Origin of the sequence: Pseudomonas sp. Pse35 (assembly GCF_024519715.1) — a bacterium.
In the GTDB taxonomy this organism is placed as follows: Bacteria; Pseudomonadota; Gammaproteobacteria; order Pseudomonadales; family Pseudomonadaceae; genus Aquipseudomonas; species Aquipseudomonas paracarnis.
In genome coordinates this window covers 32818-57693 of sequence record NZ_JALJRP010000029.1, presented here as the reverse complement: position 1 = coordinate 57693, position 24876 = coordinate 32818, and the positions used below count along the sequence as shown (strand labels likewise).

Below are 24876 nucleotides of genomic sequence, written 5' to 3'. Positions count from 1 at the left end.
TTGGGATTTGCGTTCAGTCTAGTGTGGCTTTTTAATTGGATAAACGTGCTAATAGGCAACCTTTGGTTTTCAAATGGAAACAGTCCATGAGCGAAATGGATGACCTGGCGGCGTTCGCCGTGCTGATCGAAGCCGGCAGTTTCACCGTGGCGGCCGCACAATTGGGCTGCAGCAAAGGGCAGTTGTCCAAGCGCATCAGCCAGTTGGAAGCGCAGTTTGCCGTGGTTTTGCTGCACCGCACCACGCGCAAGCTGAGCCTGACTGCTGCCGGCGCGGCGTTGCTGCCCCAGGCACAAGCATTGGTGGTGCAGGTGGAACGCGCCCGCCAGGCATTGGCGCGGCTCAAAGATGATTTGGCTGGCCCTGTGCGTATGACCGTTCCAGTGTCGTTGGGTGAAACCTTCTTCGATGGCTTGCTGATGGAGTTCTCCAAGCAATACCCGCAGGTGCAGATCGAGCTGGAGCTCAATAACAACTACCGAGACTTGGCACGGGATGGTTTTGACTTGGGGGTACGGTCGGGCGCCATCGAACATGAACGCTTGGTGGCTAAACCTTTGCTGGCCTGGCATGAGATGACCTGCGCCAGCCCGGCTTATCTGGAACAGCATGGCGAGCCGCAGACCCCAGCGGACCTGGCGGCGCACAGCTGTTTGCTCAACAGTCATTACAGTGGCCGCGAGGAGTGGTTGTACCACCAGCAACACGAATTGCTGCGGGTAAAGGTGAGCGGCACCTTCGCCTCCAACCACTACAACCTGTTGAAAAAAGCAGCGTTGGTCGGCGCCGGTATTGCCCGCCTGCCGTCCTACGTTCTACCCACGGAGCTGGCTGACGGCCGATTGCGCTGGCTGCTGCGCGATTATCAGACACGCAGCATGCCGATGTACTTGGTGCATCCCTACCAAGGCGGTTTGCCTCGGCGTACCCAGGTGTTGGCCGACTACCTGGTGGACTGGTTCAAGCGCAGCGGCGAAGCGCTGGATCGGCTTCAGCGATAACGACGGGCAATCAGGTGGTCGATGGACAGGCACCCGGGGCCTTTGGCAAGCAACAACAATAACAGCGCAAGCCAGGTGCCGTGAGTGGGGTAGGCGTCAGGGTAGACGAACAGCTGGATGGTCAAGGTCATGCCTATCAAGGCCAGGGCCGAGAAGCGCGTGGCGAACCCCAGCAGAATCAATACCGGAAAAAAGTGCTCGGCAAAGGTTGCCAGGTGCGCGGCCACCTCTGGCGACAGCAGAGGCAATTGGTATTCGCTGCGAAACAAAAAGAGCGTCGAGGCGGCGAGTTTGGGCTCACCCCATTGGAAGGTGCCGCTGATCAGGTCAATGGCAAAGCCTTCGACCTTGGTCTGGCCAGACTTCCAGAACACCGCAGCAATGGAGAAGCGCGCGATAAAGGCGATCAGGCTGTAGGGGATTTTTTCAAACAGTGCGACGGTTCGTTTTACCAGGCAGGGAGCGGGAAAGTTCATGGCGATACCTCTGGTTGCAGATGCAAATGGGTGATGGCGTCGTGGCTGATCAACAGCGTGAGACATAGGTGCAAGTCGAATTCGTCAGAGGCTTTCAGGGCATCAGCTATGGCCATTTCCAGCCCTGCGCCTTGGTTGAGTCGGTTGATAAAGGTCACAGACCCGCGGTCGATGGCGAATACCTTGACCACCAACCCTTGGCGCAAGACCAGCCCGCCTTGAGCATGCCAGGGGTTAAAGCTGGTAATGGCCCCGTCGGCCTGGTGCGCCGTCCAGACCGATACCACCGCGTAGGAAGATTCCAGCGTGGCAAGTGATGGATGCAGTCGTACACGCAGTTGCCCCAGTTGCGCGCAACCTTGCAGTTGCCGAAGTACGCTGTGCTGATCCAGAACCTGGCAATCCGCCGCGTGATAAGCGCGGACCCTCAAGCGTTCCAGCCGGGCGACATCGGCCAGGTAGGGCACGCTCCAGGCTGGTTCGAAACCCTGGATAAAGTCAGCGAACGTGCCGCCGTACTCACTGATCAAGGGGCTGGTGGGGGGGTGGGCCTGGGCATACAGGCCGGCCATGGCGCGGAAAAACTCATCGCCGACCAGTTGCCGCGCCACCGGGTAGGCGGCTGCCAAAGCATTGATCAAAGCGCTATGGACATTGTTTCGATACACCGCAAAGCGGCTCGCCGGTTCAGCACCGTTGCTGCTGAACACGCCCTCGGGGCAGGCTGCTTGCGGGGCCAGTAAAGCCTCGGCGAATGTTTGCTGAATGCTCATCGGGCCACCTGCGACAAATACCATTCGGCCTGCCGGGCCTCTGCTTGCAACACGCTGAACGCGGGCACCTGGTTATCCCGCTCGATCAGCGTCGCCACCGCTCCGGTCCGCGCCAGTACCTGTGCGTAAAGCTGCCACACGGCGTTATCGATCGGCGCGCCGTGGTCATCAATCAGCAGGCGGTCGCCCAGGCTGTCGGTGTCTTCGGCAAAACCGGCCAGATGAATCTCACCCACTGCGTGCAATGGCAAGGCATCGATGTAGGTCAGCGGGTCGCGCTGATGATTGATGCAGGACACGTAGACGTTGTTGACGTCGAGCAGCAGGCCGCAACCAGTACGGCGGACTATCTGGCTGATGAAGTCGGTTTCGTCCAGGGTAGAGCGCTGGAACTGCAGGTAAGTGGAGGGGTTTTCCAACAGCATCGGCCGCTTGAGCGTGCTCTGTACCTGATCCACGTGTTCGCATACCCGCTCCAGGGTGCAGGCGTCGTAGGCCAGGGGCAGCAAGTCGTTGAGAAACACCGGGCCGTGGCTGGACCAGGCCAGGTGTTCGGAAAAAGACTGGGGTTGATAGCGTTCGATCAGCGTGGCCAGGCGTGCCAGGTGCTCGCGATCCAAGGGGGCTTCGCCGCCGATGGACAGGCCGACGCCGTGCAGTGACAGGGGGTACTGCGCACGAATCAACCCCAGGTAGTGATGAAACGGGCCGCCGGCCACCATGTAGTTTTCGGCGTGTACTTCGAAAAAACCGATGTCGGGGCGGGTCTCGAGAACCTCGGTGAAGTGCTCGGTCTTGAGCCCCAGCCCGGCCCGATAGGGGAGGCCGGGCACCTGAGCCGGTGAGACCGCGTGTTGGGCTGTAGGCGTCATCATCAGTACTCAGGCTGCGCGGGGTTCAGGATTTGGCGGTGAAGGCCGCTTCCTGGCCAAAACCGGTCGGCGAGGTGGTGCTTGGGGTCTTGGTGCAAGTGCCGGCGGGTACCAGCTTCCAGGCATTGGCCTGGTCTTTGGTTTTGGAGGTGCCAGCGCAGGAAGTGCCGGCGCCCGCGGCGCAGTCATTTTTGCCGGCTTCAGCCACGCCGAAGCATTTCTGCATGTCGTCGGCCGCGTGGGCGGTGGTGGTCAGGGCGGACAGGCTCAGGGCAGAACCAAGGGCCAGAACGAGGGTGGCAGCGGACAGTTTGGTGGTCATGGTGTGTCTCCAGCAGTGGTTGAATGCGCAGGCTTGATTGCCTGCATGCACCACTAGAGAAAGGGGGAGGGAATTCGTTACAAAGCCATCGAAAAAAACTGCAAACAACACCTGTTTAATGACTTATACAAAGCAAATGTGGGAGTCGGGCTTGCCCGCGATGCAAACGCCTCGGTTCTTCAGATACACCGGGGTGATGCCATCGCAGGCAAGCCAGCTCCCACACAAGCCAGCTCCTACTTAGAACTCACTCTTTCTTAGCCGCCGAGGTAGGCCTCCCGCACCTTCGGATCGGTCAGCAATTGCTCACCCGTACCCTGCATCACCACCCGGCCATTCTCCAGTACATAGGCACGGTCAGCGATTTTCAGCGCCTGGTTGGCGTTCTGTTCCACCAAAAACACCGTCACACCGTCCTTGCGCAGTTGTTCGATGATGTCGAAGATCTGCTGGATGATGATCGGTGCCAGGCCCAGGGAAGGCTCGTCCAGCAGCAACAGCTTGGGCTTGCTCATCAGCGCCCGGCCGATGGCGAGCATCTGCTGCTCGCCGCCGGACATGGTGCCGCCGCGCTGGCTGAAGCGTTCCTTGAGGCGGGGGAACAGGTGCAGCACCTTGTCCATCTGCTCCTGGTAATCGCCCTTGTCGGTGAAGAACCCACCCATGGCCAGGTTCTCTTCCACGGTCAGGCGCGAGAACACCCGACGGCCTTCGGGCACCACCGCAATGCTCTTGCGCATGATCTCGGCGGAGTGCTTGCCCACCAGTTCTTCACCCATGTAGCGGATGCTGCCACTGTAGGCTTGCGGCGAACCGCACAAGGTCATCAGCAAGGTCGATTTGCCGGCACCGTTGGCGCCGATCAGGGTGACAATCTCACCCTGGCGCACTTCCACATTGACGCTGTGCAGGGCCTGGATCTTGCCGTAGAAAGTGGAAACGTTTTCGAATTGCAGCATTTTACGCTTCCCCCAAGTAGGCTTTGATCACTTCAGGATTGTCGCGGATCTGCTCCGGCGTCCCGTTGGCCAGCGGCGTGCCCTGGTTGATCACCACGATATGGTCGGAGATGCTCATGACCAGTTTCATGTCGTGTTCGATCAACAGCACCGTGGCGTTGTTTTCCTCACGCAGCACACTGATCAGCGCCTTGAGGTCTTCGGTTTCCTTGGGGTTCAGGCCCGCGGCAGGTTCGTCGAGCATCAGGATGCGCGGGCGGGTCATCATGCAGCGGGCGATTTCCAGGCGACGTTGCTGGCCGTAGGCGAGGGTGCCTGCCGGGCGGTTGGCGAACTCGGTCAGGTTGACCTTGTCCAGCCAGTACGCCGCGTATTCCATGGCCTCGCGTTCGCTCTTGCGGAACGCCGGGGTCTTGAACAGGCCAGCGAAGAAGTTGGTGTTCAAGTGACGGTGCTGGGCGATCAACAGGTTCTCGACCGCCGTCATGTCCTTGAACAACCGCACGTTCTGGAAGGTACGCACCACGCCTTTGCGGGCGATTTCGTGGCCGGCCAGGCCCTGTATGGGTTGGCCGTCCAGCAGGATGCTGCCACCGCTCGGCTTGTAGAAACCGGTGAGGCAGTTGAACACCGTGGTCTTGCCGGCGCCGTTGGGGCCGATCAGCGCTACCACTTGTTTCTCTTTGACGGTCAGGGCCACGCCATTGACCGCCAGCAAACCGCCGAAGCGCATGCTCAGGTTTTCGACTTTCAGGATCTCGCGGCTCATTTGCGCAGCTCCATGTGTGGACGTTGCATGGGCAGCAGGCCTTGAGGGCGCCAGATCATCATCAGCACCATCATGGCGCCGAACATCAACATGCGGTATTCGCTGAACTCACGCATCATTTCCGGCAGCAGGATCATCACGATGGCCGCCAGGATCACGCCCAGTTGCGAGCCCATGCCACCCAGTACCACGATGGCGAGAATGATCGCCGACTCGATAAAGGTGAACGATTCCGGCGTCACCAGGCCTTGGCGAGCGGCGAAGAAGCTGCCGGCAAAACCGGCGAATGCAGCGCCCAGGGTGAATGCGGAAAGCTTGATGATGGTCGGGTTCAGGCCCAGGGCACGGCAGGCGATTTCATCTTCGCGCAGTGCTTCCCACGCACGGCCGATGGGCATGCGCAGCAGGCGGTTGATCACGAACAAGGCCGCCAATGCCAGCAACAGTGCGACCAGGTACAGGAACACCACTTTGCTCACCGGGTTGTAGGCAATCCCGAAGTACTCGTGGAAGGTCTGCATGCCTTCGGCGGCGGTGCGGTCGAACGACAGCCCGAAGAACGTCGGCTTGGGAATGCTGCTGATACCGTTGGGGCCACCGGTGATATCGGTGAGGTTACGCAGGAACAGGCGAATGATCTCGCCGAAGCCCAGGGTCACGATCGCCAGGTAGTCACCGCGCAGGCGCAGCACCGGGAAGCCCAGCAGGAAGCCGAACGTCGCCGCTGCCATACCGGCCAGTGGCAGGCAGATCCAGAAGCTCCAGCCCAGGTAATGCGAGAGCAGCGCGTAGGTGTAGGCACCCACGGCGTAAAAGCCCACATACCCCAGGTCGAGCAGGCCGGCCAGGCCCACCACGATGTTCAGGCCCAGGCCCAGCAACACGTAGATCAGGATCAGCGTGGCAATGTCGACCGCGCCGCGCGAGCCGAAGAACGGCCAGATCAGCGCCGCGATGATCAACCCGATGATGATGTAGCGCTGGGTGCGCGGCAGGGTCAGAAATTGGCTGACCTTGGGCGACACCAACGGGCCACGGTTGCCCTTGAACAAGGCACCGACCTGCTGGGTGAACAGTACACGCAGGAACATCAGCACCGAACACAGGGCGATGACGGTCAGGGTCACAGGCCCGGTGCCGTGCACCTCCAGGTTGATGCCGACAATGCTCAGCTTGAGGCCGAGTACCGGGAAGGCCACGGCCCACACCAGCAAGGCGCTGAAAAACGCCGATTTAAGATATCTGCTCATACTTTCTCAACCTCCGGACGGCCCAGGATGCCGGTCGGACGGAACAACAACACCAGAACCAACAGGCCGAACGCGACGACATCCTTGTACTGGTCACCGAAGATATCGGCGCCAAAGGCTTCGGCCACACCCAGCACCAGCCCGCCGAGCATGGCGCCCGGAATGCTGCCGATGCCGCCCAATACCGCAGCGGTAAAGGCCTTGAGGCCCACCAGGAAGCCGGCGTTGGGGTTGATCACGCCGTATTGCATGCTCAGCAACACGGCCGCCACGGCCGCCAGCGCAGCACCAATGACGAAGGTCAGGGCGATGATGTTGTTGGTGTTGATGCCCAGCAGGTTGGCCATCTTGATGTCTTCGGCGCAGGCCCGGCAGGCGCGCCCCAGACGGGAGCGGGAGATGAACAGCGTCAGGCCCAGCATGGCCACCAGGGTGACCACGAAAACCAGAATCTGCATGTACGAAATCAGCACTTCTTGTGCGCCACCCGGGCCGAAGGAGATGCTCCCCGGAATCAGGTTGGGAATGGACTTGTCCTTGGAGTCCTGGGACAGCAATACGGTGTTCTGCAGGAAAATCGACATGCCGATCGCGGAAATCAGCGGGATCAAACGGTTGCTGCCCCGCAGGGGACGGTAGGCAACCCGCTCGATGCTGTAGCCATAGGCACTGGTCACGATGATCGATGCCAGGAACGCAGCGGTCATCAACAGCGGCAGGGAGTGGATCCCCATCATGGCCAGCCCGGCAAGGGCGATAAAGGCCACGTAGGAACCAATCATGTACACCTCGCCATGGGCGAAGTTGATCATTCCAATGATGCCGTAAACCATTGTGTAGCCAATGGCTATCAAGGCATAGGTGCTGCCAATGGTCAGGCCATTAACCAGCTGTTGGAAAAAATGATAGATCTCAGGCATTACAGCGCTCCTAAAAACCCGATACGCATTTCACTGGTGGAGTCATTTCCGGCTCGGTGCCCTGTTCTGTGACCAGGTTGCACGAAGCGTTTGCCAGCGAACCGCTGGTGACGGTTTTAAGATTTTCAGGTGAGCCAGCGCCCGGATCGCGGGTGACATGGCCCATAAACCTCGTAAAACAAAGCCCACTGCTTGCACAGTGGGCTTGTTGACCAGTAACGCCTGGCTTACTGAGGGGAAACTTCGGTTTTTGGTTTACCGAAGTGCCATTCGTAGACCACGAACTTGAAGTCCTTCAGGTCGCCCTTGGCGTCGAAGCTCAGATCGCCGGTAGGGGTCTTGAAGGTACCCGCGTGGATGGCCTCGGCCACTTTGGCGGTGTCTTCGCTCTTCGCGGCAGCGATACCGCCGGCGATGACTTCAACTGCCGAGTACGCCGGGAATACGAACGGACCGGTTGGGTCCTGTTTGTTCTTGGCGAACTCTTCAACGATGGCTTTGTTGGCAGGGTCGGTGTCGAAGGATTTCGGCAGGGTCACCAGCAGGCCTTCGGAAGCGCCCTGGGCGATTTGCGAGATGGAGTCGTTACCCACGCCCTCTGGGCCCATGAACTTGGCGTTCAGGCCTTTTTCCTTGGCTTGGCGCAGGATCAGGCCCAGCTCAGGGTGGTAACCGCCGTAGTAGACGAAGTCGACGTTGGCTTGCTTGAGTTTCTGGATGATCGAGGAGAAGTCTTTGTCACCGGCGTTCAGGCCTTCGAAGACGGCAACCTTGGTGCCTTTTTCTTCAAGGGTCTTCTTCACGGCGCTGGCGATACCTTCACCGTATTGCTGCTTGTCGTGCAGCACGGCAACGATTTTCGGTTTCACGTGGTCGGCGATGTAGTTGCCGGCCGCTGGGCCTTGCGCGCTGTCCAGGCCGATGGTACGGAAAATCAGCTTGTAGCCACGGGAAGTGATTTCAGGGCTGGTGGCAGCGGGGGTGATCATGATGACGCCTTCGTCTTCATAGATATCCGATGCTGGCTGAGTGGAGCTGGAGCAGAGGTGGCCGACGACGAACTTGACGCCATCATTGACCACTTTGTTGGCAACGGCCACGGCTTGTTTTGGATCGCAAGCGTCGTCGTATTCCTTGGCCTCAAGCATCTTGCCGTCTACGCCGCCCTTGGCGTTGATGTCTTTGATGGCTTGCTTGGCACCCATGAATTGCATGTCGCCGTATTGCGTCACCGGACCGGTCTTGGGACCGGCGATGCCGATCTTGATGGTGTCGGCTGCGAACGAATGGCCGGCAACCCCAGCCAGGACCATAGCGGCAAACAGTTTGGAAATCTGCTTAGTAGCCTTATTCATAGTGCTCCACTCTTACTGTTGTATTTTTTATAGTTCTAGCGGCCTTGTGAGCTGCAGAACCGGATCAGATATCGCGGATATCCCCCCGGCATTGCCCTGGCAACTGTACCGGTACAGTGTAGAGCGCCGGTTGATCGCTTGAAAAGCTGGCAGCTGGGGGCAAAACCTGGGTATGTCGCTTAAGTGAAAGAAAAAGACAGAATTGCGCCGGGCTGCTAACAGCTTTCAAGGCATTCCTTGGCTTTCCTGGCAGTTTCAATCGCTACTTCATTTGCTACTGGGTTTTTCTGCCTGAGCGACGGGGCTATGATTGCGCCGATTTTCTACTCAGGTGAATTCCCATGACGCAAGAACCAAGCACCCTCTATGCCAAGCTGCTCGGTGAAACCGCCGAAATTTCCTGGAAGGAGCTTGAACCGTTCTTTGCCAAGGGTGCCCTATTGTGGGTCGATGCCGGCCTGGATTTGATCGAGGCCGCCGAAGGAATGGCCGAAGACAACCGTGACAAAGTCGCCGCCTGGCTGGCTGCAGGCACCCTTGGCGAGGTGTCTGCGACGCGGGCATTGGACCTGGTCGAACGGGATCCAAGCTTATGGGCAGTGGTGGTCTCGCCATGGATCCTGATCCAGGAAAGGGCAGCATAAGAATGGCGTGCACGAAAAAGGTGCGTATTTTTCACGCGCTGAAGTGTGTAGCCGAGTAACCGCTGAACGCGTGATGGCACCTTGCCGTAGAGAAAGGTCACAGCCGAGGGTGACGTAAGCGTCACGGGAACAGTTGAGGTCCGAAGGAATGAGTGGCGCAATTGTTTCCAGGTATGACCCGGCGTGAAGAGAAGCAGCGATTACACCACCACTCCCCGTGCCTGGGTCTCAGCGAATCGGCCTGACAATAGACGGCGGGCCGATACGCCCTGGCGCCGGGTCTTTTGGCTGTGGAGCGTCGTTGTTCTCCACGCTGAGCGGGTATAGCGGGTTGCGCATGGCAATCCCCTGCATCACGCCGATGATGTCATTGAAAGGCACCGCCGGGCTGAGCAGGTAGCCTTGGATGTAGTCACAGCCATGCTTGAGCAGCAACTCGAACTGTGCCTGGGTTTCCACGCCTTCGGTAACCACCTGCAAGTGCAGGGTGTGGGCCATGCCGATAACCGCCTGGACGATTTCACTGTCTGCGGTGGATTTGGGAATGTCCTGGATAAACGAGCGGTCGATCTTCAAGGTGTTGAGCGGCAAGCGCTTGAGATAAGCCAGCGACGAATAGCCAGTGCCGAAGTCATCGATGGCCAGTGACACACCCAGGGCGCGAATTTGCCGCAACAGTGCCAGGGTGCTGCTGATGTTGCCCATCAGCGCATTTTCAGTGACTTCCAGTTCAAGTCGGTTGGTGCCTATGCCGGCGAAGCGCAGGGCGTCTTCGATTTCATCGGCCAGTTCGTCACGCGCCAGGTTCAACGCCGAGCAGTTTACCGCCATGATCAACTCGGTGTAGCCCCGGTCAGACAACAGGCTCAGGTCGTGACAGGCCTGGCGCAATACCCAGTGGTCCAGCTCGGCGATCAGCCCGTTGTTCTCGGCAATGCCGATAAAGCGGTCCGGAGCCAGGAGTCCGTGCTGGGGGTGTTGCCAGCGCACCAGGGCTTCCAGGCGCGTGACCTTGCCCAGCTTCATGTCGAAGATCGGCTGATAAAACAGCACCAGCTGGTTGCGCGTACGCAAGGCGGCGCGCAGTTCCTCCTCCAGTTGCAGCTCAAGGAACGCGCGTGTTTTCAGGTTGGAGCTGAAGAAGTGCAAGCTGTTGCGCCCGGCGTCCTTGGATTGGTACAGCGCCAGGTCGGCAGTTTTCAGCAGCTCTTCGCAGGTGTGGCCGTCCTCGGGAAACAGGCTGATGCCGATGCTGGTGGTCATCACCATGCGCCGGCCAGCCAGCTCGATGGGCTCTTTCATCTTCTGCATGATGCGCTGGGCCATCTGCCGGGCTTCGTCGCGGTGATGAATAGTGATCAGAATGCAGAATTCATCGCCGCCAAAGCGTGCCACTACATCTTCATGGCTGCGTATCGAGCCCTTGATATGCCCGGCCAGCACCGTGAGCAACTGGTCGCCCGCATCGTGGCCAAGGCTGTCATTGATGCGCTTGAAGTGATCAATGTCGAGAAAGATTACCGCCAGCATGCCTTGGCTTCGGGTTTTTTCCGCAACCTTTTCCGCGAAGATCTGATTGAAACCACGGCGGTTGAGCAGGCTGGTCAGCGCATCGAAGTGGGCCACTTGTTGCAGTGATGCGCGGGCCTGGTCGAGTTCGCTGAGCAGCGCATTGACCCGGCGCAGGTCCCGCTCTTTGTGCTGCAGCTTTTTATCTGCCAGGGCTGCGCTGACACTACTGCCGATCACCAGCAAGGTAATTACCGCCACCGACAACCCCAGTTGAATCGGGCTGCCATCCACCGGCAATGAAAGATCCGCGCCACCGGGCACCAGCATTTGCATGGCCGCCATGCCGGTGAAGTGCATGCTCAGGATTCCGGCTCCCAGCACCAGGCTGGCGGCGTATTTGAGCAACTGGTGAAACACGCCGGCTCCGTTGCGCAGGTAGCTGGACAGCAACAATGCCGCCAGGCTGGCGCCAATGGCAATCGCCACCGAGGCCAGGAACAGCCGTGTTTCGAAGTACACCTGGGCCTGGGAACGCATGGCCGACATGCCCACGTAGTGCATCAGCGCGATACCCAGCCCCATCCACACCGAAGCCACCAGGTACTGATGAAAACGCAGGTGGGTATGACTGAGGGTCTGCATCGCGAGCAGCGACGCGATCAGGGCGATCAGCAGCGAGGCGAACGTCATGATCAATTCGTAGTGAATGGCGATGGGGGCCTGGAACGCCAGCATGCTGATGAAATGGGTCGACCAGATTCCGCCTGCCAGGCAACCCGCGCCCAGCCAGCGCCAATGGCGGCGGGCGGTGGGGTCTTCGACATGGCCCACACGTTCGGCCATGTCCAGCGTACCGAAGCCCGCCGCGCAGGCGACCAGGTACGCCAGTAGCACCAGAAAGGGGTTATGACTGCAATTGAGTAATAAATGCCCACTGTCTGGAAGGTCGGTAAAAAAGTGCTGCCCCAGCCATTCCATAGCGTATCCCGTCATAGAGCCATGTCACTGCCAGAGGCGATGACCGATGAGATCGAGTATAGAAGTCTCCGAAGATTTGCCATGAATAATGGCGTTTTGATCTCAAATTATTTTGACATGCCTTCCATAGCGTTTGGTGCTAAGCGCTGATGGGCAAGTCGAGTTCGAAGTGTGGGGCTTCCAGCGGCGCCAGGCCGAATGCGGCACGGGCGGCGTCGCAATCGACATTTTGCACGCCCTGGCTCCAGGACGAGTCGAACTCACGGCATACGCTGGAGCGTTGCTCATAAATAGAGCAGCTGGTGGCCTGTCCGACTGCACCTTCAAGGCTGCAGCACCGTGCAGGTTTCTGATCGGTGCCGATCATCGCCACGCGGCTGGGGTTGATCTGCACCACCAGGTCATCGGGCACCGTGCCCCCGGACGAGGCGCACTCACCCCAGAAGAAAGACACGCGAAAGTGTGAACAGCAGGCACCGCAATTCAGACACGGACTGGCTTCGGACATGGGCGTCATCAATAAGAAAAGTAGGAGGAGGGTGCTACGAAAGGCTCGCCATTCTATCCGTGCCATCGCCATTGGGAAGAGGGGCACGCACTTATATTTTCGTGGGCAAAATCCGCTGTTGCCTGGGTGAAATCATGTCCTATCAGCTTTACGAATCATTACAGACAATCACTGACAGCCTGACTATGTTGCAGTGACCTGAGCAGGATGCATCGGGCATCGCAGCTCTCATAACAATAAAAGAGACGGACCCATGCAGAACTCGACCCAAGCGGCGAATGCCTGGCGCATTCTGTTCCTGCTGTTCCTCGCTAACCTGTTCAACTTTTTTGACCGCACCATTCCCGCGATCATCATTGAGCCCATCCGCATGGAATGGCACCTGAGCGACTTCCAGCTCGGTATCATCGGCACCGCTTTTACCATCGTCTACGCCATTGCCGGGCTGCCGCTCGGGCGCCTGGCCGACACCGGTTCACGCAGCAAGTTGATGGGTTGGGGCCTGTTCGCCTGGAGTGGGCTGACGGCGGTCAACGGCATGGTCGGCAGTTTCTGGACCTTCCTGCTTGTGCGCATGGGCATTGGCATCGGCGAAGCCAGCTATGCACCCGCGGCCAATTCGCTGATTGGCGACCTCTTTCCCGCCCACCGCCGTGCCAGAGCCATGGGGATTTTCATGCTTGGCCTGCCGTTGGGCCTGTTGCTGGCGTTTTTTACGATCGGTGCGATGGTCAAGGCGTTCGACAGTTGGCGCGCGCCCTTCTTTATTGCGGCGGTGCCGGGTCTTATCCTTGCGGTGTTTATGTTCTACATAAAAGAACCCAAGCGTGGTGCGGCGGAAACCGTGCAAGTCTCCCAAGAGCGCGTCGACCGCCCGATCCGTCGCGTGCTGGCTGTGCCGACCTTTCTGTGGCTGGTGCTGGCCGGGTTGTGCTTTAACTTTGCCACCTATGCGTGCAACTCGTTCCTGGTGCCGATGCTGCAGCGCTATTTCCTCATGCCGTTGCAGGACGCGGCCGTCGCGACGGGTGTCATCGTCGGCCTGACCGGTTTGGTGGGCTTGACGCTGGGGGGCTGGATTGCCGACAAGATTCATCAGCGGGTCGCCAATGGCCGACTGTTGTTCGCCGCCTTCAGCTTGATCATCTCCACGGTCACCACCGCCTGGGCATTGCATGCCGGGCGTGTCGAAATCGGGGTGTTTGTCGCGCTGTTCAGTGTGGGCTGGCTGTTTGCCTACAACTTCTATACCTGCGTGTATACCGCGATCCAGGACGTGGTCGAACCACGCTTGCGCGCAACGGCGATGGCGCTGTTCTTTGCCGGGCTGTATCTGCTCGGCGGTGGCATGGGGCCGGTGGTGGTCGGGGCGTTGTCCGATCACTTTGCCCATTCAGCGATGTATGCGGCTGGGGCGCAGCAGATGACAGAGGCTTATAAAGCGGTAGGCTTGCATGACGCCATGTACCTGATTCCAGTGGCGTTGTTCTTGACCATGCTGTTTCTGTTCCAGGCCTCGCGCAGTTTTGTGCGTGATGCCAAGCGGATGAAGGAAGGGTTGAGTGCGGTTGAGGTGCCGGCAGCGGCGGCAACGGCGTGAGACCGAGTGATCGTTCCCATGCTCTGCGTGGGAACGCCGCTCTGGACGCTCTGCGTCCGCTTAAAAGTCGTGACGCAGAGCGTCACATGATGCATTCCCACGCCGAGCGGGGGAACGATCTCTAGGCCGGATAGCCGACGCTGTTCTAACTGACGTGCCGCGATCTAAATGTGGGAGCTGGCTTGCCTGCGATGACGGCCTGATAGCCGACACCCATCTACCTGGTACACCACGATTAACCTGTGGGGGGGCTTGCTCGCGAAGGCGGCCTAACATTCAACACAGTTGGACCGGGTACATATCCGTTATTTAGGTAACGGCCACCTAGGGTTCCGCCCTGACGGCGGCTCACTTTGCAAAAGCGGCAAAGTAAGCAAAACGCTCTTGCCCCACCACTCGGCACCTCGCCTAGGCTCGGTGTGCCCGAACGCAGTCTTGAATCCGTGGGCCGCCGCCACGCGCCATCCATGGCGCGGGGCGGCTAACCCGGCGTCCTGCCGGGTTACCCACGAATTCAAGCCTGCGTTCGGCCAGCGTGGTTTAACGGGGCGCCTGAGATCAAGATCACAAGCAGATCAAGATCAAGAGCGGCTCGCTTCGCATCGTGGTTACTGTCGATCGCTTCAGAGTTGTGGAGATATCTATGCCGCGATGAGGCCGGCAAGGCTAATAAAAAGGCCCGCATTGCGCGGGCCTTTTACGTTCAGCGGATTATCAACCCGCCACCAACACCCGAATCGCTTCCAGTCGCAGTGCCGCTTTATCGAGCATGGCCAGGCCTTGCTCGCGCTGGTTACGCAAGGCGACCAACTCGCTGTCTCGCACGGTCGGGTTGACCGCTTGCAGCGCGGTCAGGCGCGCCAGCTCTTCGTCGGTGTCTGCCGCCAGGCGACGCTTGGCTTCGGCTACACGCTCGGCGTGACGCGGGGCGATCTTCTCTTCACCGGCGTTGATGCGCGGTGTGAGTTGGTCGCGCTGCGCCTGTACGAATTTGTTCGCGCTGGCCCGTGGCACGCTTTCCAGCTGGTCATTCAAGGTTACGAACGACACGCGGCCCGACAGGTCATTACCGTTGGCATCCAGCAGGCAGCGCAAGGCGGCCGGTGGCAGGTAGCGACCCAGTTGCAGGGAGCGCGGGGCGACCACTTCGCTGACATACAGCAGTTCAAGCAATACGGTGCCTGGCTTGAGCGCCTTGTTCTTGATCAGTGCCACGGCGGTGTTGCCCATGGAACCGGACAGCACCAGGTCCATGCCGCCTTGCACCATCGGGTGCTCCCAGGTGATGAACTGCATGTCTTCGCGCGACAGCGCCTGGTTACGGTCGTAGGTGATGGTTACACCCTCGTCGTCCCCCAGGGGGAAGCTGGCGTCGAGCATTTTTTCGCTGGGCTTGAGGATCAGCGCGTTTTCCGAATGGTCTTCGCTGTCGATGCCGAACGCGTCGAACAGGGTTTCCATGTAGATCGGCAGGGCGAACTGGTCGTCTTGTTCGAGGATGTCCTCGACCAGTGCATCGCCTTCGCCAGCGCCGCCTGAATTGAGTTCGAGCAAGCGGTCGCGACCGGTGTGCAGCTCCTGCTCCAGGCGCTCGCGCTCGGCACGGGCTTCGTCGATCAGGGCTTGCCACTCGCCGTCGTCGGCGGCTTCCAGCAAGGGCACCAGGCGTGGGCCGAACTGATGCTGCAAGGCGTTGCCGGTCGGGCAGGTGTTGAGGAAGGCATTGAGCGCCTCGTGGTACCACTGGAACAGGCGCTCTTGCGGGCTGGTTTCCAGGTAGGGCACGTGCAGTTCGATCACGTGTTTCTGGCCGATCCGGTCCAGGCGCCCGATGCGCTGTTCCAGCAGGTCGGGGTGGGACGGCAGGTCGAACAGCACCAGGTGATGGGAGAACTGGAAGTTGCGGCCTTCACTGCCGATTTCCGAGCAGATCAGCACCTGGGCACCGAACTCTTCATCGGCAAAATAGGCAGCGGCGCGGTCACGCTCCAGAATATTCATGCCTTCGTGGAATACCGTGGCCGGGATGCCGGAGCGCACACGCAGGGCGTCTTCCAGGTCCATGGCGGTTTCGGCGTGGGCGCAGATCACCAGGACCTTGGTGCGCTTGAGCATTTTCAACTGGTCGATCAGCCACTCGACCCGAGGGTCGAAACGCCACCAGCGGTTCTCTTCCTCGATGTCCGGTTGCGCCTGGAAGCTGACTTCCGGGTACAGCTCGGCGTGTTCGCCCAGGGGCAGTTCGAGGTATTCGTCCGGGTTCGGTAGCGGGTAGGCGTGCAGCTTGCGCTCGGGGAAGCCTTGCACCGCAGCACGGGTGTTGCGAAACAGCACGCGGCCGGTGCCGTGGCGGTCCAGCAGTTCACGCACCAGGCGCGCGCTGGCCTCGGTGTCGCCATCGTTGACGGCGGTGAGCAGGGCTTCACCTTCGTCACCGAGGAAGCCTTGAATGGTCTTGTGCGCGGTCGGCGACAGGCGGCCCTTGTCCAGCAGCTCCTGCACGGCTTCGGCCACCGGGCGATAGTTTTCGCTCTCGGCGCGGAAGGCTTGCAGGTCGTGGAAGCGGTTCGGGTCCAGCAGGCGCAGGCGTGCAAAATGGCTGTCCTGGCCCAGTTGTTCCGGGGTGGCGGTTAGCAGCAGCACGCCAGGAATCACTTCGGCCAGTTGTTCGACCAGCGAGTATTCGGCGCTGGCCTTGTCTTCGTGCCACACCAGGTGGTGGGCTTCGTCGACTACCAGCAAGTCCCAGCCGGCGGCGAACAGCGCGTCCTGGGCCTTCTCGTCGTCCACCAGCCATTCCAGCGCAACGAGTGCAAGCTGGGTGTCTTCGAACGGGTTGGTGGCATCGCTTTCGATAAAGCGCTCTTCATCGAACAGCGCAACCTGCAGGTTGAAGCGGCGGCGCATTTCCACCAGCCATTGGTGCTGCAGGTTTTCCGGGACCAGGATCAGTACGCGGTTGGCACGGCCCGAGAGCAGTTGGCGATGGATCACCAGGCCTGCTTCGATGGTCTTGCCCAAACCCACTTCGTCCGCCAGCAACACGCGTGGCGCGATACGGTCAGCGACTTCGCGGGCGATGTGCAGTTGGTGGGCAATCGGTTGGGCGCGTACGCCACCCAGGCCCCACAGCGAGGACTGCAACTGGCGGCTGGTGTGTTCCAGGGTGTGGTAGCGCAGCGAGAACCACGCCAGCGGGTCGATCTGCCCGGCGAACAGGCGATCACTGGCCAGGCGGAACTGGATGAAGTTGGACAGTTGGGTTTCTGGCAGGGTGACCTGCTCGTTCTGCCCATTGAGGCCGTGGTAGACCAGCAGGCCATCGACGTCGTCGACTTCCTGTACGGTCATTTTCCAGCCTTCGAAATGGGTGATGGTGTCACCCGGCGAAAACCTCACGCGAGTGAGGGGCGCATTCCGTAGCGCATACTGGCGAGTGTCGCCAGTGGCCGGATAGAGCACGGTCAACAAGCGGCCGTCCTGTGCCAGAACGGTGCCTAACCCCAGCTCTGCTTCGCTGTCACTAATCCAGCGTTGCCCCGGTTGATACTGCTGCGCCATGCTGCCTGACTCCCGCCGTGAAAAAGCCGACTATGTTAACGGAACACGGCCCGGCGCCCAAGAACTCTGACAAAAACTACGCTGTTTGTACGGGCAGGCGGAAATTGAATCGACGGGTGGCGGGCACTTGAGAGTGTCGACTGAGTCACAGCTTGGCACGCGGGTGCTCAAGTCGCCCTGCCACCCGCCGACAGCCTGTTGATCAGGAGAATAATTATCATGCTGCCACCCATGCTGCCCGTCAGTGTTGTGCCGGTCACGTCGCAACTCGACCCGGCACGCCAGAAACCGGATATTCCGCCGGTGGTGCCCATTCAACCGGGCTCCAACGAGAGCACGATCGACCTGAAAAAAGGCGATGCCGAGCAATCGACCTTTCTGCTGCGCGAAGAGCAGCGTCGCCAGCAGGAGCAGCAGAAACGCCGGCGCGAAGCCGACGACGACGCGGAGCAGCATTTGCCGATTCCCGGCGACTTGCTCAACGCTGACAACACCGTGCCCGTGGCGCCGCTGATCGAAGACGCGCCGCGCCAGGGCCTGTGGGTGGATATCGAGGTCTAACCGTTCAGTTCGCGCAGGGCCTTCACCAGCAGCTCAATATCGTCATCGGTGTTGAGCGGGCTGACGGAGATGCGCGCAATGCTGTTCAACCCACGTGCTTGCATATCCAGCGGGGTGTAGGCCACGCCATTGGCGCCGATGTTGATGCGCTTGCAGGCCAGGCGTTGCTTGAGTTCAAAGCTGTCCCAGCCGGCCAGGTTGAACGCGATCAAGCCTGAATGCGTTCTGCCTAAGTCATGCAAGGTAATTCCCGGTATCTGACGCAGTGCTTCGCGGATTCGCGCGCTGGTCTTCGAGACCCTTTGCCATACTTGCTCAATCCCCAGTTGATTGATCTCGTGCAACGCATTGCCCAGGCCGGCCAGCAGGGCGAAAGAGACTTCGCTGGTTTCAAAGCGCCGGGCGTCGTTGCGCAGGTCGAAGCCTTCTGCGGTCCAGGGCGCTGAAAACACGTCGCGTTGGGCCGGGTTCAGATGCGGCAGAAAATCCGGCCTGATATACAGCAGCGCGGTACCGCGAGGCCCGCGCAGGTGTTTGCGGCCGGCAGACTTGAGCACATCGCACTGCAACGCTTGTACATCCACCGGCACCTGGCCGACGGCTTGGCCCGCGTCGATGAAGTAGGGAATGGTATGCCGCCTGGCCACATCGCCGATGGCCTGGGCCGGGTTGATCAAGCCACCGTTGGCCGGGAGCCAGGTGAGGTCGATCAGCTTCACCTTTGCATCCAGCATCGCCTCCAACGCCACCGGGCAGGCCGCGCCGCTGGCATCGCACGGGATGACCTCCACCCGCGCCCCGGCTTGAACGGCCAGTTCCATGCTCGCCAGGTTACCGCCCCATTCGTGGCGCCCCACTAGAATACGATCGCCCGGCTGCCATGGCCCCAGCGCCTGGAAGGCCATGCTCCAGGCCGTCGAGCCACTGCTGGCGAAGGCAATCGATGAGGCGGGCGCATTGAGCAGTTGGCCGGCGGCTCGGCGGGCATTTTCCACTAAGACGGCACCCTGTTCTCCGGCCTCCATCGGGCCGTCGCGGGCTTCGCGTTGCAGCTGTTCGATGATGGCGTCGAGCGTCGCCTGGCTGGGCAAGGATGCCCCGGCGTGGTTGAAGTGCACGATGCCGGACTGGCAACCGGGCGTGGCTTCTCGCAAGTGCTGGACTTGCAGCGGGGTCATGGCTGCAGCTCGAAAATGGCGTCCACTTCCACGGCGACACCAGCCGGCAGACTGCAGACCCCTACGGCGGTGCGCACGTGCCGGCCCTTGTCGCCGAGGGCATTGACCAGCAGGTTCGAAGCGCCATTGGCGACCAGGCTTTGGCGCTGGAAGTCGGCGCTGCTGGCAATGAACACGCCCAGGCGCAGGATGCGCACCACCCGCGACAGGTCATCGCCCAACGCGTCGCTCAATTGCCCCAGCAGGCCCAGCGCCGCCAATTCCGCCGCTTGGGCGCCATCTTCATCGCTGAGAGAATCGCCCAGCCGGCCAAGGTAGGCAGGTTTGCCATCGGCCATGGGAATTTGTCCCGAGATGAACAGCTGGTGTTGGCTGATCACATGATTGACATAGTTGGCAGCGGGTTGGCTGGGCGTGGGCAGTGTCAGGCCGAGGGCGTGTACGCGCTGGCGGATGGAGTCGGTCATGGTGAAATCCTCTGGTGTCAGAAGGTTCCAGCATGTTGGCGGTGGCGAGGGGCGACAAACGGATAGATCTCAACCGACGTATCTAAAAAACTCACGCGTCGGCACACGCCTGCTTCAACCACTGGCTGAAGCATTCAGCCGCCTCACTGAGCGGACCCTGAGGTGCGATCAGCCAATAACCGATCTCGCTGTGATAGGGCGGCCAGTCAAAGGCCTCCACAAGGCTGCCGTCGTGGAGCCTGCGTTCAATCAGGCGATGGCGGCCCATGGCGATACCCTGGCCGGCCACGCTCGCTTCGACCACGATGTTGTAGTCATGCAGCATCACGCGGGGGTGGTGATCAAGGTTGACCTGGTAATGGGTCGACCAATCGGTCCACTCGAAAGGGCGGTGCGAGGTCGCCATCAACAACGGGCCTGTGGCGACCTGTCTGGCCTTGAACGCCGGGCTGCATACCGGTGACAGGGTTTCGGTCATCAGGCGTGTGGCGAGCACGTCGGGCCAGTCGCCCTTGCCGTAGCGGATGGCCAGATCAACTTCGGCCGTGGCGACGTTGGCCAATTGAATCGCGGGCAGCAACTCCACCTGGATATGCGGGTAGCACCGTAGAAACTCGGCTAGGCGCGGCGCCAGCCATAACGTGGCAAAGGATGCCAGCAAGCCGATACGCAACACACTGGCGCTGGGCGCACCCCGTTGGTTGCGCGTCGCAGCGGCGATGGCGTCCAGGGCAGGGCGGATTTGCGCGTAGTAATCTTGCCCGGCCAACGTCAGGTCAATCGCACGGGTTCGCCGGATAAACAACGGTTTGCCCAGGTGGTGTTCGAGCTTATGTACCTGGTGGCTCAGCGCGCTTTGGGTCACCGACAACTCGTTGGCCGCCTTGATAAAACTCAAGTGCCGCGCCACGGCCTCGAAGGCGCGCAGGGCCAGCAGCGGTGGAAGGTCGTTGTGCAAGGCCACCTGGATGCGCCTCCTGGGCAGGGTAGAAAATGCCGATTTTGGTCGATGGCCTGCATTTTGTCGCCCGCTTAATTGCCGTCGGGCGGGGCAGGCCGCATTATTGAGGCATTCCCGCCACGACGTAAGCCAAGCCATGAGTGATGACGACAAGCTGATCGACCTGAACGCCGAACGTGCCAAGCGCGTGCACGACCTCAATGACAAACGCTTGAATGAAGTGCGCCAAGCCTTTGAACAAGCCATGCCCTTGGGCAAGCCCAAGAAAAAGTCCAAGAACAAGCCGAAAAAACGTTGAAACGCCCTGCATCCATTGATGCAGGTCAGTTATTCCCCTTCTTTACGCCCCGTTGTGGGCGACATTGATCCTGGTCAATTTCCCACTGCGCCTTCTCCATTAACTTAGCCCTATCGCAACAGGGCAAGTGCAGGAGGCCGGTCATGTTTTTCGATAATGTGGTTTTCGCCGGAGTGCTGACTGTTAGCCTCATGGTGCTGTTTTTTGTAGGGTTTGGATTTTTTATCTGGAAAGACGCGAACAAGCGTAAAAAACCTTAAGTCTTTCCGGGTTACATGAGCACGCAAGGCATTTTGGGCGACTTCGGTCGCCCTTTTTTTTGGCTCGTTCCCACGCTCCGCGTGGGAATGCATCCTGTGACGCTACGCGTCACCCGTGCGCGAGTGGGACGCGGAGCGTCCGTGGCGGCATTCCCACGCAGAGCGTGGGAACGAGCATAAAAAAAGGTGCGACCCTCGCGGATCGCACCTTTTTTATCGCCGGCTGGCTATCAGTTGCCCAAAGCCTTGGACGCCAACCAGAACAACCCGGCCGAGAGGCCTACGGTCGCTGGCAAGGTCAATACCCAGGCCATCAGGATGGTCTTGACGGTGCCACCTTGCAGGCCGCTTTTGTTGGCAACCATGGTGCCCGCCACGCCAGAAGACAGGACGTGGGTGGTGGACACTGGCAGGGCGAAGATATTGGCAAAGCCGATCATGGTGGCCGTGGTGATTTGCGCCGACATGCCCTGGGCATAGGTCATGCCTTGCTTGCCGATCTTCTCACCAATGGTCAGTACCACGCGCTTCCAGCCCACCATGGTGCCCAGGCCCAGGGCCAGTGCGACCGCGAGAATCACCCAGAACGGGGCGTACTCGGTGGTGGCGGTCAGGTCTTTGCGCAGCTTGTCGAGGTCTGACTTCTCACGGGAGTCCAGGCCTGGCAGCTTGCCGACCTTTTTCGCGGTGTCATCCAGGCAAAGCAGGTAGCGACGCACTTCGATGCGGTGGTCGGCCGTCAGCGAGTGGTAGTCCGAGACGCCCTTGAGGGTGCCCAGCAGCGCGTTGATCGTCGGTTCGGTCTGCTGCGGGTTGCAGCGGAACTTGCCCGGCAGGTCATCCTTCACGCTTTTGCCCAGGGCCAGGAATTCACCGAGGGTCTCGTGGTTGCGCTGGTAGAACTGGTTCAGGTGCAGGGTGGCGTCGCGGGTACGTTCGATCTGGTAAGTGGTGCTGCCCAGGTCCAATACGAACTGCGCCGGCACGATACCGATGAGCACCAGCATGATCAGGCCGATGCCCTTCTGGCCATCGTTGGAGCCGTGCACGAAGCTCACCGCCATGGCCGAAATCACCAGGACGAGGCGGTTCCAGAATGGCGGGTGCTTTTTGTCGTCAAGCTTGCGGCGCTGGTCCGGGGTCTTGTGCATCTTCGACAGCGGACGCCACCACTTCAGACCGATCAGTACCAGAGCGGCGACCAGAAAGCCCGCCATCGGCGAGAACACCAGGGACGCGCCGATATCCACGGCCTTCTGCCAGTTCACACCGTCAGCCAGGGGGATGTCGTTGATCAACGCGTTGGCCAGGCCGACACCGAGGATCGAGCCGATCAGGGTGTGGGAGCTGGAGGCGGGGATACCGAAGTACCAGGTGCCCAGGTTCCAGGTGATCGCCGCCGCCAACAACGAGAAGACCATTGCCAAGCCGTGGCCGGTGTTCACATTGATCAGCAACTCCACCGGCAGCAAGTGCACGATGGCGTAGGCGACACCGACACCGCCGAGCAATACGCCGAGGAAATTGAACACCCCGGAGAAGAACACGGCCAGGTGTGGCGGCATGGCTTTGGTATAGATGACTGTGGCCACCGCGTTAGCGGTGTCATGAAAGCCATTGATGAACTCGAAGGCGAGGACAAAGGCCAGGGCGAGCAACAGGCTCACGAGAACCCAAGCATCCAGTCCGCTGAATAAATCGATCATGAAGGTTTTCTGACCCGGTCGTAAGGGGGCGCGATTATGCCAGAAAACATCAGTAATCGATGCATTAGCTGCTCATCGGTAACAATCTTCCTGGAAAAAAAACCGGCAAGACACACGTATCCCAGGGTTTTCGGGGCTTTGGCAAGTCTTTGATTTATAAAGCGCAGGCCGCGGAAGGCGGACTTTTGTCATGAAAACGCCATGCCTGAAACATTTGTATGAAATTTCGTGGGTAGCTGTAGGTTACTGACCAGCGGCCGTTGAACCAGTGGTTGACCGGCAGCGACTGCAAGGCGCTGAACTCGACCGAAGTGCTCAGGGCTCCTCGGTCTTGAGTTCCTCCTCGATTTTTTGGATTTCCTGGGCAAATGCCTGATCCAGCAGGCTGGCTCGTTTGCGCCATGGTTTGCGTTCCGGCTCAGGTTGCGCGGCGTAGGTGGTGACTTCCCCGCCGTAGACGTCCTTGTAACGTTGCTCCTGGCGCTCAAGTTCCGCGCGCAGTTCATCTTTCGTCACAGTATTACCTAATTGAGTTGAGTTATTGATTGCGCAGTGTCATGCCTGAAAGTCGTGCTCGGGGCGATTCCAAATAGAACAGTAGAACCGTTCAAGTTGGTATACGGGCCTGAGGGCCGTTCTTTTAAGCGAGTACTTGTGGCCGGCGTTGCCTGCAGCCTGCAATGCCTGGTGAGCTCCCCTCCCGATAGTGATACCGGGCTGACCTCTGCACAGGTTGCAGTATAGCGGCGCATTTGAAGAACACTATCATCATGAAGTTAAAAAGCGTCAACGGCGTGCTTGGGTTTTGTTACATATCGCCGACGTATTTGTGAACAGCGTCATCTTCATATCTGTATTCATACTGATAGAAGGGTAAATACCTACACTTTTCGGCGACATCAGCTAAATCTCGAACGTTATCTGCGGGATCTGCACCCATGCCGGCCAAATTGCGATAATCGCGTGGTTGTCCGATAATCGCCCAATGTTACCGGCGTTGACTTGTGCAGGGCGGCCGGCACGGCTTGTAATAGCCGCCAACCCTCCCGTGGTGATAACAAGAGAAGGCCCGTTGAAATGAACGATCAATTGCGCAACTCCTTTGCATCAGTAGCGCCGCCGATCGTGGCTTCACCGGCCAAGCGCATCCAGGCATTCACCGGTGATCCGGATTTCATGACGTCCCTGGCCCGTGGCCTGGCCGTGGTGCAGGCGTTCCAGGAGCGCAAGCGTCACCTGACCATCGCCCAGATCAGCCACCGCACCGAAATTCCCCGCGCCGCCGTGCGCCGTTGCCTGCACACCTTGATCAAGCTCGGCTACGCCACCACGGATGGGCGCACCTACTCGCTGTTGCCCAAGGTGCTGACCCTCGGTCACGCCTATCTGTCGTCCACACCGCTGGCCGTTTCGGCACAGCCTTATCTGGACCGCATGAGCGAGCAGCTCCATGAAGCCTGCAACATGGCTACCCTGGAAGGCGATGACATCCTCTATATCGCCCGTTCCGCCACCACCCAGCGCCTGATCTCGGTTGACCTGTCGGTGGGCGGGCGCCTGCCTGCGTATTGCACGTCCATGGGTCGCATTCTGCTGGCCGCCCTCGACGATGCCTCGCTGCAGGATTATCTCGACCATGCCGACCTGCAAACCAAGACCAGCCGCACCCTGACAACACCGCAAGCGTTATTCGAATGCCTGCAACAGGTGCGTCAGCAGGGCTGGTGCATTGTCGACCAGGAACTGGAGCAGGGCCTGCGCTCCATCGCGGTGCCGGTGTATGACGCGTCCGGCCAGGTATTGGCCGCGCTGAATGTCAGCACCCACGCCGGTCGGGTCAGCCGCAGCGAGTTGGAGCAGCGCTTTTTGCCGAGCATGCTCAGCGCCAGCCGTGAGCTGAGTGCGCAGCTGTTTGCCTAAGCTGTTCGGTGACCGCACAGATCCC

General features: G+C 59.9%; 24 protein-coding genes. 7 read left to right on the top strand and 17 right to left on the bottom strand.

Features of this window, described 5'->3' with window-relative positions; genetic code table 11:
• Positions 1-86 precede the first annotated feature (86 nt).
• Entirely contained in the window at positions 87-1001 is a 915-nt protein-coding gene (locus tag OC445_RS21210; protein WP_054898403.1) for a LysR family transcriptional regulator, read from the top strand.
• On the opposite strand, the gene OC445_RS21205 is transcribed toward OC445_RS21210, so the two are convergent.
• The 9 genes from OC445_RS21205 to OC445_RS21165 all read right to left on the bottom strand — a co-directional run bounded on the left by OC445_RS21205 (position 992) and on the right by OC445_RS21165 (position 8697).
• Positions 992-1477, bottom strand: coding sequence for a DoxX family protein (locus tag OC445_RS21205; protein WP_034125950.1), 486 nt, complete (start codon positions 1475-1477; stop codon positions 992-994). The genes OC445_RS21210 and OC445_RS21205 overlap by 10 nt on opposite strands.
• Positions 1474-2250 (bottom strand): DUF2063 domain-containing protein, encoded by a 777-nt coding sequence (locus OC445_RS21200; protein ID WP_054898404.1) that lies wholly within the window; start codon positions 2248-2250, stop codon positions 1474-1476. Before OC445_RS21200 ends, OC445_RS21205 begins: the two co-directional genes overlap by 4 nt.
• The gene (locus tag OC445_RS21195; protein ID WP_054898405.1) at positions 2247-3125 is read right to left on the bottom strand and encodes a DUF692 domain-containing protein; all 879 of its coding nucleotides are present in this window, start codon (positions 3123-3125) and stop codon (positions 2247-2249) included. The genes OC445_RS21200 and OC445_RS21195 overlap by 4 nt, the downstream gene beginning before the upstream one ends.
• A gap of 22 nt (positions 3126-3147) precedes the next feature.
• On the bottom strand, positions 3148-3444 hold the full coding sequence (locus OC445_RS21190) for a DUF2282 domain-containing protein (protein WP_034125953.1): 297 nt from the start codon (positions 3442-3444) through the stop codon (positions 3148-3150).
• Positions 3445-3701: 257 nt separating this feature from the next.
• Positions 3702-4403 (bottom strand): ABC transporter ATP-binding protein, encoded by a 702-nt coding sequence (locus OC445_RS21185; RefSeq protein WP_003193540.1) that lies wholly within the window; start codon positions 4401-4403, stop codon positions 3702-3704.
• 1 nt (position 4404) lies between these two features.
• Complete coding sequence (livG, locus tag OC445_RS21180; protein WP_003193538.1) at positions 4405-5172, bottom strand: high-affinity branched-chain amino acid ABC transporter ATP-binding protein LivG; 768 nt, start codon at positions 5170-5172, stop codon at positions 4405-4407.
• Positions 5169-6422: a high-affinity branched-chain amino acid ABC transporter permease LivM gene (locus tag OC445_RS21175; RefSeq protein WP_034125955.1), complete on the bottom strand. Its 1254-nt coding sequence runs from the start codon at positions 6420-6422 to the stop codon at positions 5169-5171. Before OC445_RS21175 ends, livG begins: the two co-directional genes overlap by 4 nt.
• Positions 6419-7342 carry a high-affinity branched-chain amino acid ABC transporter permease LivH gene (gene livH, locus OC445_RS21170; RefSeq protein ID WP_003193535.1) on the bottom strand — a complete coding sequence of 308 codons (924 nt, stop codon included), beginning with the start codon at positions 7340-7342 and terminating at the stop codon, positions 6419-6421. Before livH ends, OC445_RS21175 begins: the two co-directional genes overlap by 4 nt.
• A gap of 227 nt (positions 7343-7569) precedes the next feature.
• Positions 7570-8697: a branched-chain amino acid ABC transporter substrate-binding protein gene (locus OC445_RS21165; protein ID WP_003193533.1), complete on the bottom strand. Its 1128-nt coding sequence runs from the start codon at positions 8695-8697 to the stop codon at positions 7570-7572.
• A 341-nt stretch (positions 8698-9038) separates the two neighbouring features.
• Here OC445_RS21165 and OC445_RS21160 point away from each other — a divergent pair, with 341 nt between their 5' ends.
• Complete coding sequence (locus OC445_RS21160; RefSeq protein ID WP_034125956.1) at positions 9039-9341, top strand: DUF2288 domain-containing protein; 303 nt, start codon at positions 9039-9041, stop codon at positions 9339-9341.
• Positions 9342-9569: 228 nt separating this feature from the next.
• On the opposite strand, the gene OC445_RS21155 is transcribed toward OC445_RS21160, so the two are convergent.
• Both OC445_RS21155 and OC445_RS21150 read right to left on the bottom strand, forming a co-directional pair.
• Complete coding sequence (locus tag OC445_RS21155; RefSeq protein WP_054898406.1) at positions 9570-11831, bottom strand: putative bifunctional diguanylate cyclase/phosphodiesterase; 2262 nt, start codon at positions 11829-11831, stop codon at positions 9570-9572.
• Between the two features lie 139 nt (positions 11832-11970).
• The gene (locus OC445_RS21150; protein ID WP_054898407.1) at positions 11971-12339 is read right to left on the bottom strand and encodes a YkgJ family cysteine cluster protein; all 369 of its coding nucleotides are present in this window, start codon (positions 12337-12339) and stop codon (positions 11971-11973) included.
• A 253-nt stretch (positions 12340-12592) separates the two neighbouring features.
• Here OC445_RS21150 and OC445_RS21145 point away from each other — a divergent pair, with 253 nt between their 5' ends.
• Positions 12593-13939 carry a spinster family MFS transporter gene (locus OC445_RS21145; RefSeq protein ID WP_034125959.1) on the top strand — a complete coding sequence of 449 codons (1347 nt, stop codon included), beginning with the start codon at positions 12593-12595 and terminating at the stop codon, positions 13937-13939.
• A gap of 714 nt (positions 13940-14653) precedes the next feature.
• Here OC445_RS21145 and rapA read toward each other — a convergent pair.
• Positions 14654-17500: an RNA polymerase-associated protein RapA gene (gene rapA / locus OC445_RS21140; RefSeq protein WP_054898408.1), complete on the bottom strand. Its 2847-nt coding sequence runs from the start codon at positions 17498-17500 to the stop codon at positions 14654-14656.
• A 219-nt stretch (positions 17501-17719) separates the two neighbouring features.
• Between rapA and OC445_RS21135 the strand changes: the two genes are divergently transcribed.
• Positions 17720-18061: a hypothetical protein gene (locus OC445_RS21135; RefSeq protein WP_054898409.1), complete on the top strand. Its 342-nt coding sequence runs from the start codon at positions 17720-17722 to the stop codon at positions 18059-18061.
• Here OC445_RS21135 and OC445_RS21130 read toward each other — a convergent pair.
• The 3 genes from OC445_RS21130 to OC445_RS21120 form a co-directional block, all read right to left on the bottom strand.
• Positions 18058-19239: an aminotransferase class V-fold PLP-dependent enzyme gene (locus OC445_RS21130; protein ID WP_054898410.1), complete on the bottom strand. Its 1182-nt coding sequence runs from the start codon at positions 19237-19239 to the stop codon at positions 18058-18060. The genes OC445_RS21135 and OC445_RS21130 overlap by 4 nt on opposite strands.
• Positions 19236-19706 carry a RidA family protein gene (locus OC445_RS21125; protein WP_054898411.1) on the bottom strand — a complete coding sequence of 157 codons (471 nt, stop codon included), beginning with the start codon at positions 19704-19706 and terminating at the stop codon, positions 19236-19238. The genes OC445_RS21130 and OC445_RS21125 overlap by 4 nt, the downstream gene beginning before the upstream one ends.
• A 91-nt stretch (positions 19707-19797) precedes the next feature.
• A complete protein-coding gene (locus tag OC445_RS21120; RefSeq protein ID WP_054898412.1) occupies positions 19798-20670 on the bottom strand; it encodes a LysR substrate-binding domain-containing protein in 873 nt (290 codons plus the stop codon).
• A gap of 133 nt (positions 20671-20803) precedes the next feature.
• On the opposite strand from OC445_RS21120, the gene OC445_RS21115 reads away from it, so the two are divergent.
• Positions 20804-20965 carry a hypothetical protein gene (locus OC445_RS21115; RefSeq protein WP_005785860.1) on the top strand — a complete coding sequence of 54 codons (162 nt, stop codon included), beginning with the start codon at positions 20804-20806 and terminating at the stop codon, positions 20963-20965.
• Positions 20966-21108: 143 nt separating this feature from the next.
• Entirely contained in the window at positions 21109-21225 is a 117-nt protein-coding gene (ccoM, locus tag OC445_RS27055) for a cytochrome c oxidase subunit CcoM (protein WP_019817835.1), read from the top strand.
• A 230-nt stretch (positions 21226-21455) separates the two neighbouring features.
• On the opposite strand, the gene OC445_RS21110 is transcribed toward ccoM, so the two are convergent.
• Both OC445_RS21110 and OC445_RS21105 read right to left on the bottom strand, forming a co-directional pair.
• Positions 21456-22931: an inorganic phosphate transporter gene (locus OC445_RS21110; protein WP_003189291.1), complete on the bottom strand. Its 1476-nt coding sequence runs from the start codon at positions 22929-22931 to the stop codon at positions 21456-21458.
• A 315-nt stretch (positions 22932-23246) separates the two neighbouring features.
• The gene (locus OC445_RS21105) at positions 23247-23447 is read right to left on the bottom strand and encodes a hypothetical protein (protein ID WP_054898413.1); all 201 of its coding nucleotides are present in this window, start codon (positions 23445-23447) and stop codon (positions 23247-23249) included.
• Between the two features lie 561 nt (positions 23448-24008).
• Between OC445_RS21105 and pcaR the strand changes: the two genes are divergently transcribed.
• The gene (gene pcaR / locus OC445_RS21100) at positions 24009-24851 is read left to right on the top strand and encodes a pca regulon transcriptional regulator PcaR (RefSeq protein WP_003189296.1); all 843 of its coding nucleotides are present in this window, start codon (positions 24009-24011) and stop codon (positions 24849-24851) included.
• Positions 24852-24876: the final 25 nt, after the last annotated feature.

Coding starts and splice junctions, on each gene's coding strand:
- OC445_RS21210 (WP_054898403.1), top strand. CDS start 87: ATGAGCGAAATGGATGACCTGGCGGCGTTCGCCGTGCTGATCGAAGCC.
- OC445_RS21205 (WP_034125950.1), bottom strand. CDS start 1,477: ATGAACTTTCCCGCTCCCTGCCTGGTAAAACGAACCGTCGCACTGTTT.
- OC445_RS21200 (WP_054898404.1), bottom strand. CDS start 2,250: ATGAGCATTCAGCAAACATTCGCCGAGGCTTTACTGGCCCCGCAAGCA.
- OC445_RS21195 (WP_054898405.1), bottom strand. CDS start 3,125: ATGATGACGCCTACAGCCCAACACGCGGTCTCACCGGCTCAGGTGCCC.
- OC445_RS21190 (WP_034125953.1), bottom strand. CDS start 3,444: ATGACCACCAAACTGTCCGCTGCCACCCTCGTTCTGGCCCTTGGTTCT.
- OC445_RS21185 (WP_003193540.1), bottom strand. CDS start 4,403: ATGCTGCAATTCGAAAACGTTTCCACTTTCTACGGCAAGATCCAGGCC.
- livG (WP_003193538.1), bottom strand. CDS start 5,172: ATGAGCCGCGAGATCCTGAAAGTCGAAAACCTGAGCATGCGCTTCGGC.
- OC445_RS21175 (WP_034125955.1), bottom strand. CDS start 6,422: ATGAGCAGATATCTTAAATCGGCGTTTTTCAGCGCCTTGCTGGTGTGG.
- livH (WP_003193535.1), bottom strand. CDS start 7,342: ATGCCTGAGATCTATCATTTTTTCCAACAGCTGGTTAATGGCCTGACC.
- OC445_RS21165 (WP_003193533.1), bottom strand. CDS start 8,697: ATGAATAAGGCTACTAAGCAGATTTCCAAACTGTTTGCCGCTATGGTC.
- OC445_RS21160 (WP_034125956.1), top strand. CDS start 9,039: ATGACGCAAGAACCAAGCACCCTCTATGCCAAGCTGCTCGGTGAAACC.
- OC445_RS21155 (WP_054898406.1), bottom strand. CDS start 11,831: ATGGAATGGCTGGGGCAGCACTTTTTTACCGACCTTCCAGACAGTGGG.
- OC445_RS21150 (WP_054898407.1), bottom strand. CDS start 12,339: ATGTCCGAAGCCAGTCCGTGTCTGAATTGCGGTGCCTGCTGTTCACAC.
- OC445_RS21145 (WP_034125959.1), top strand. CDS start 12,593: ATGCAGAACTCGACCCAAGCGGCGAATGCCTGGCGCATTCTGTTCCTG.
- rapA (WP_054898408.1), bottom strand. CDS start 17,500: ATGGCGCAGCAGTATCAACCGGGGCAACGCTGGATTAGTGACAGCGAA.
- OC445_RS21135 (WP_054898409.1), top strand. CDS start 17,720: ATGCTGCCACCCATGCTGCCCGTCAGTGTTGTGCCGGTCACGTCGCAA.
- OC445_RS21130 (WP_054898410.1), bottom strand. CDS start 19,239: ATGACCCCGCTGCAAGTCCAGCACTTGCGAGAAGCCACGCCCGGTTGC.
- OC445_RS21125 (WP_054898411.1), bottom strand. CDS start 19,706: ATGACCGACTCCATCCGCCAGCGCGTACACGCCCTCGGCCTGACACTG.
- OC445_RS21115 (WP_005785860.1), top strand. CDS start 20,804: ATGAGTGATGACGACAAGCTGATCGACCTGAACGCCGAACGTGCCAAG.
- ccoM (WP_019817835.1), top strand. CDS start 21,109: ATGTTTTTCGATAATGTGGTTTTCGCCGGAGTGCTGACTGTTAGCCTC.
- OC445_RS21110 (WP_003189291.1), bottom strand. CDS start 22,931: ATGATCGATTTATTCAGCGGACTGGATGCTTGGGTTCTCGTGAGCCTG.
- pcaR (WP_003189296.1), top strand. CDS start 24,009: ATGAACGATCAATTGCGCAACTCCTTTGCATCAGTAGCGCCGCCGATC.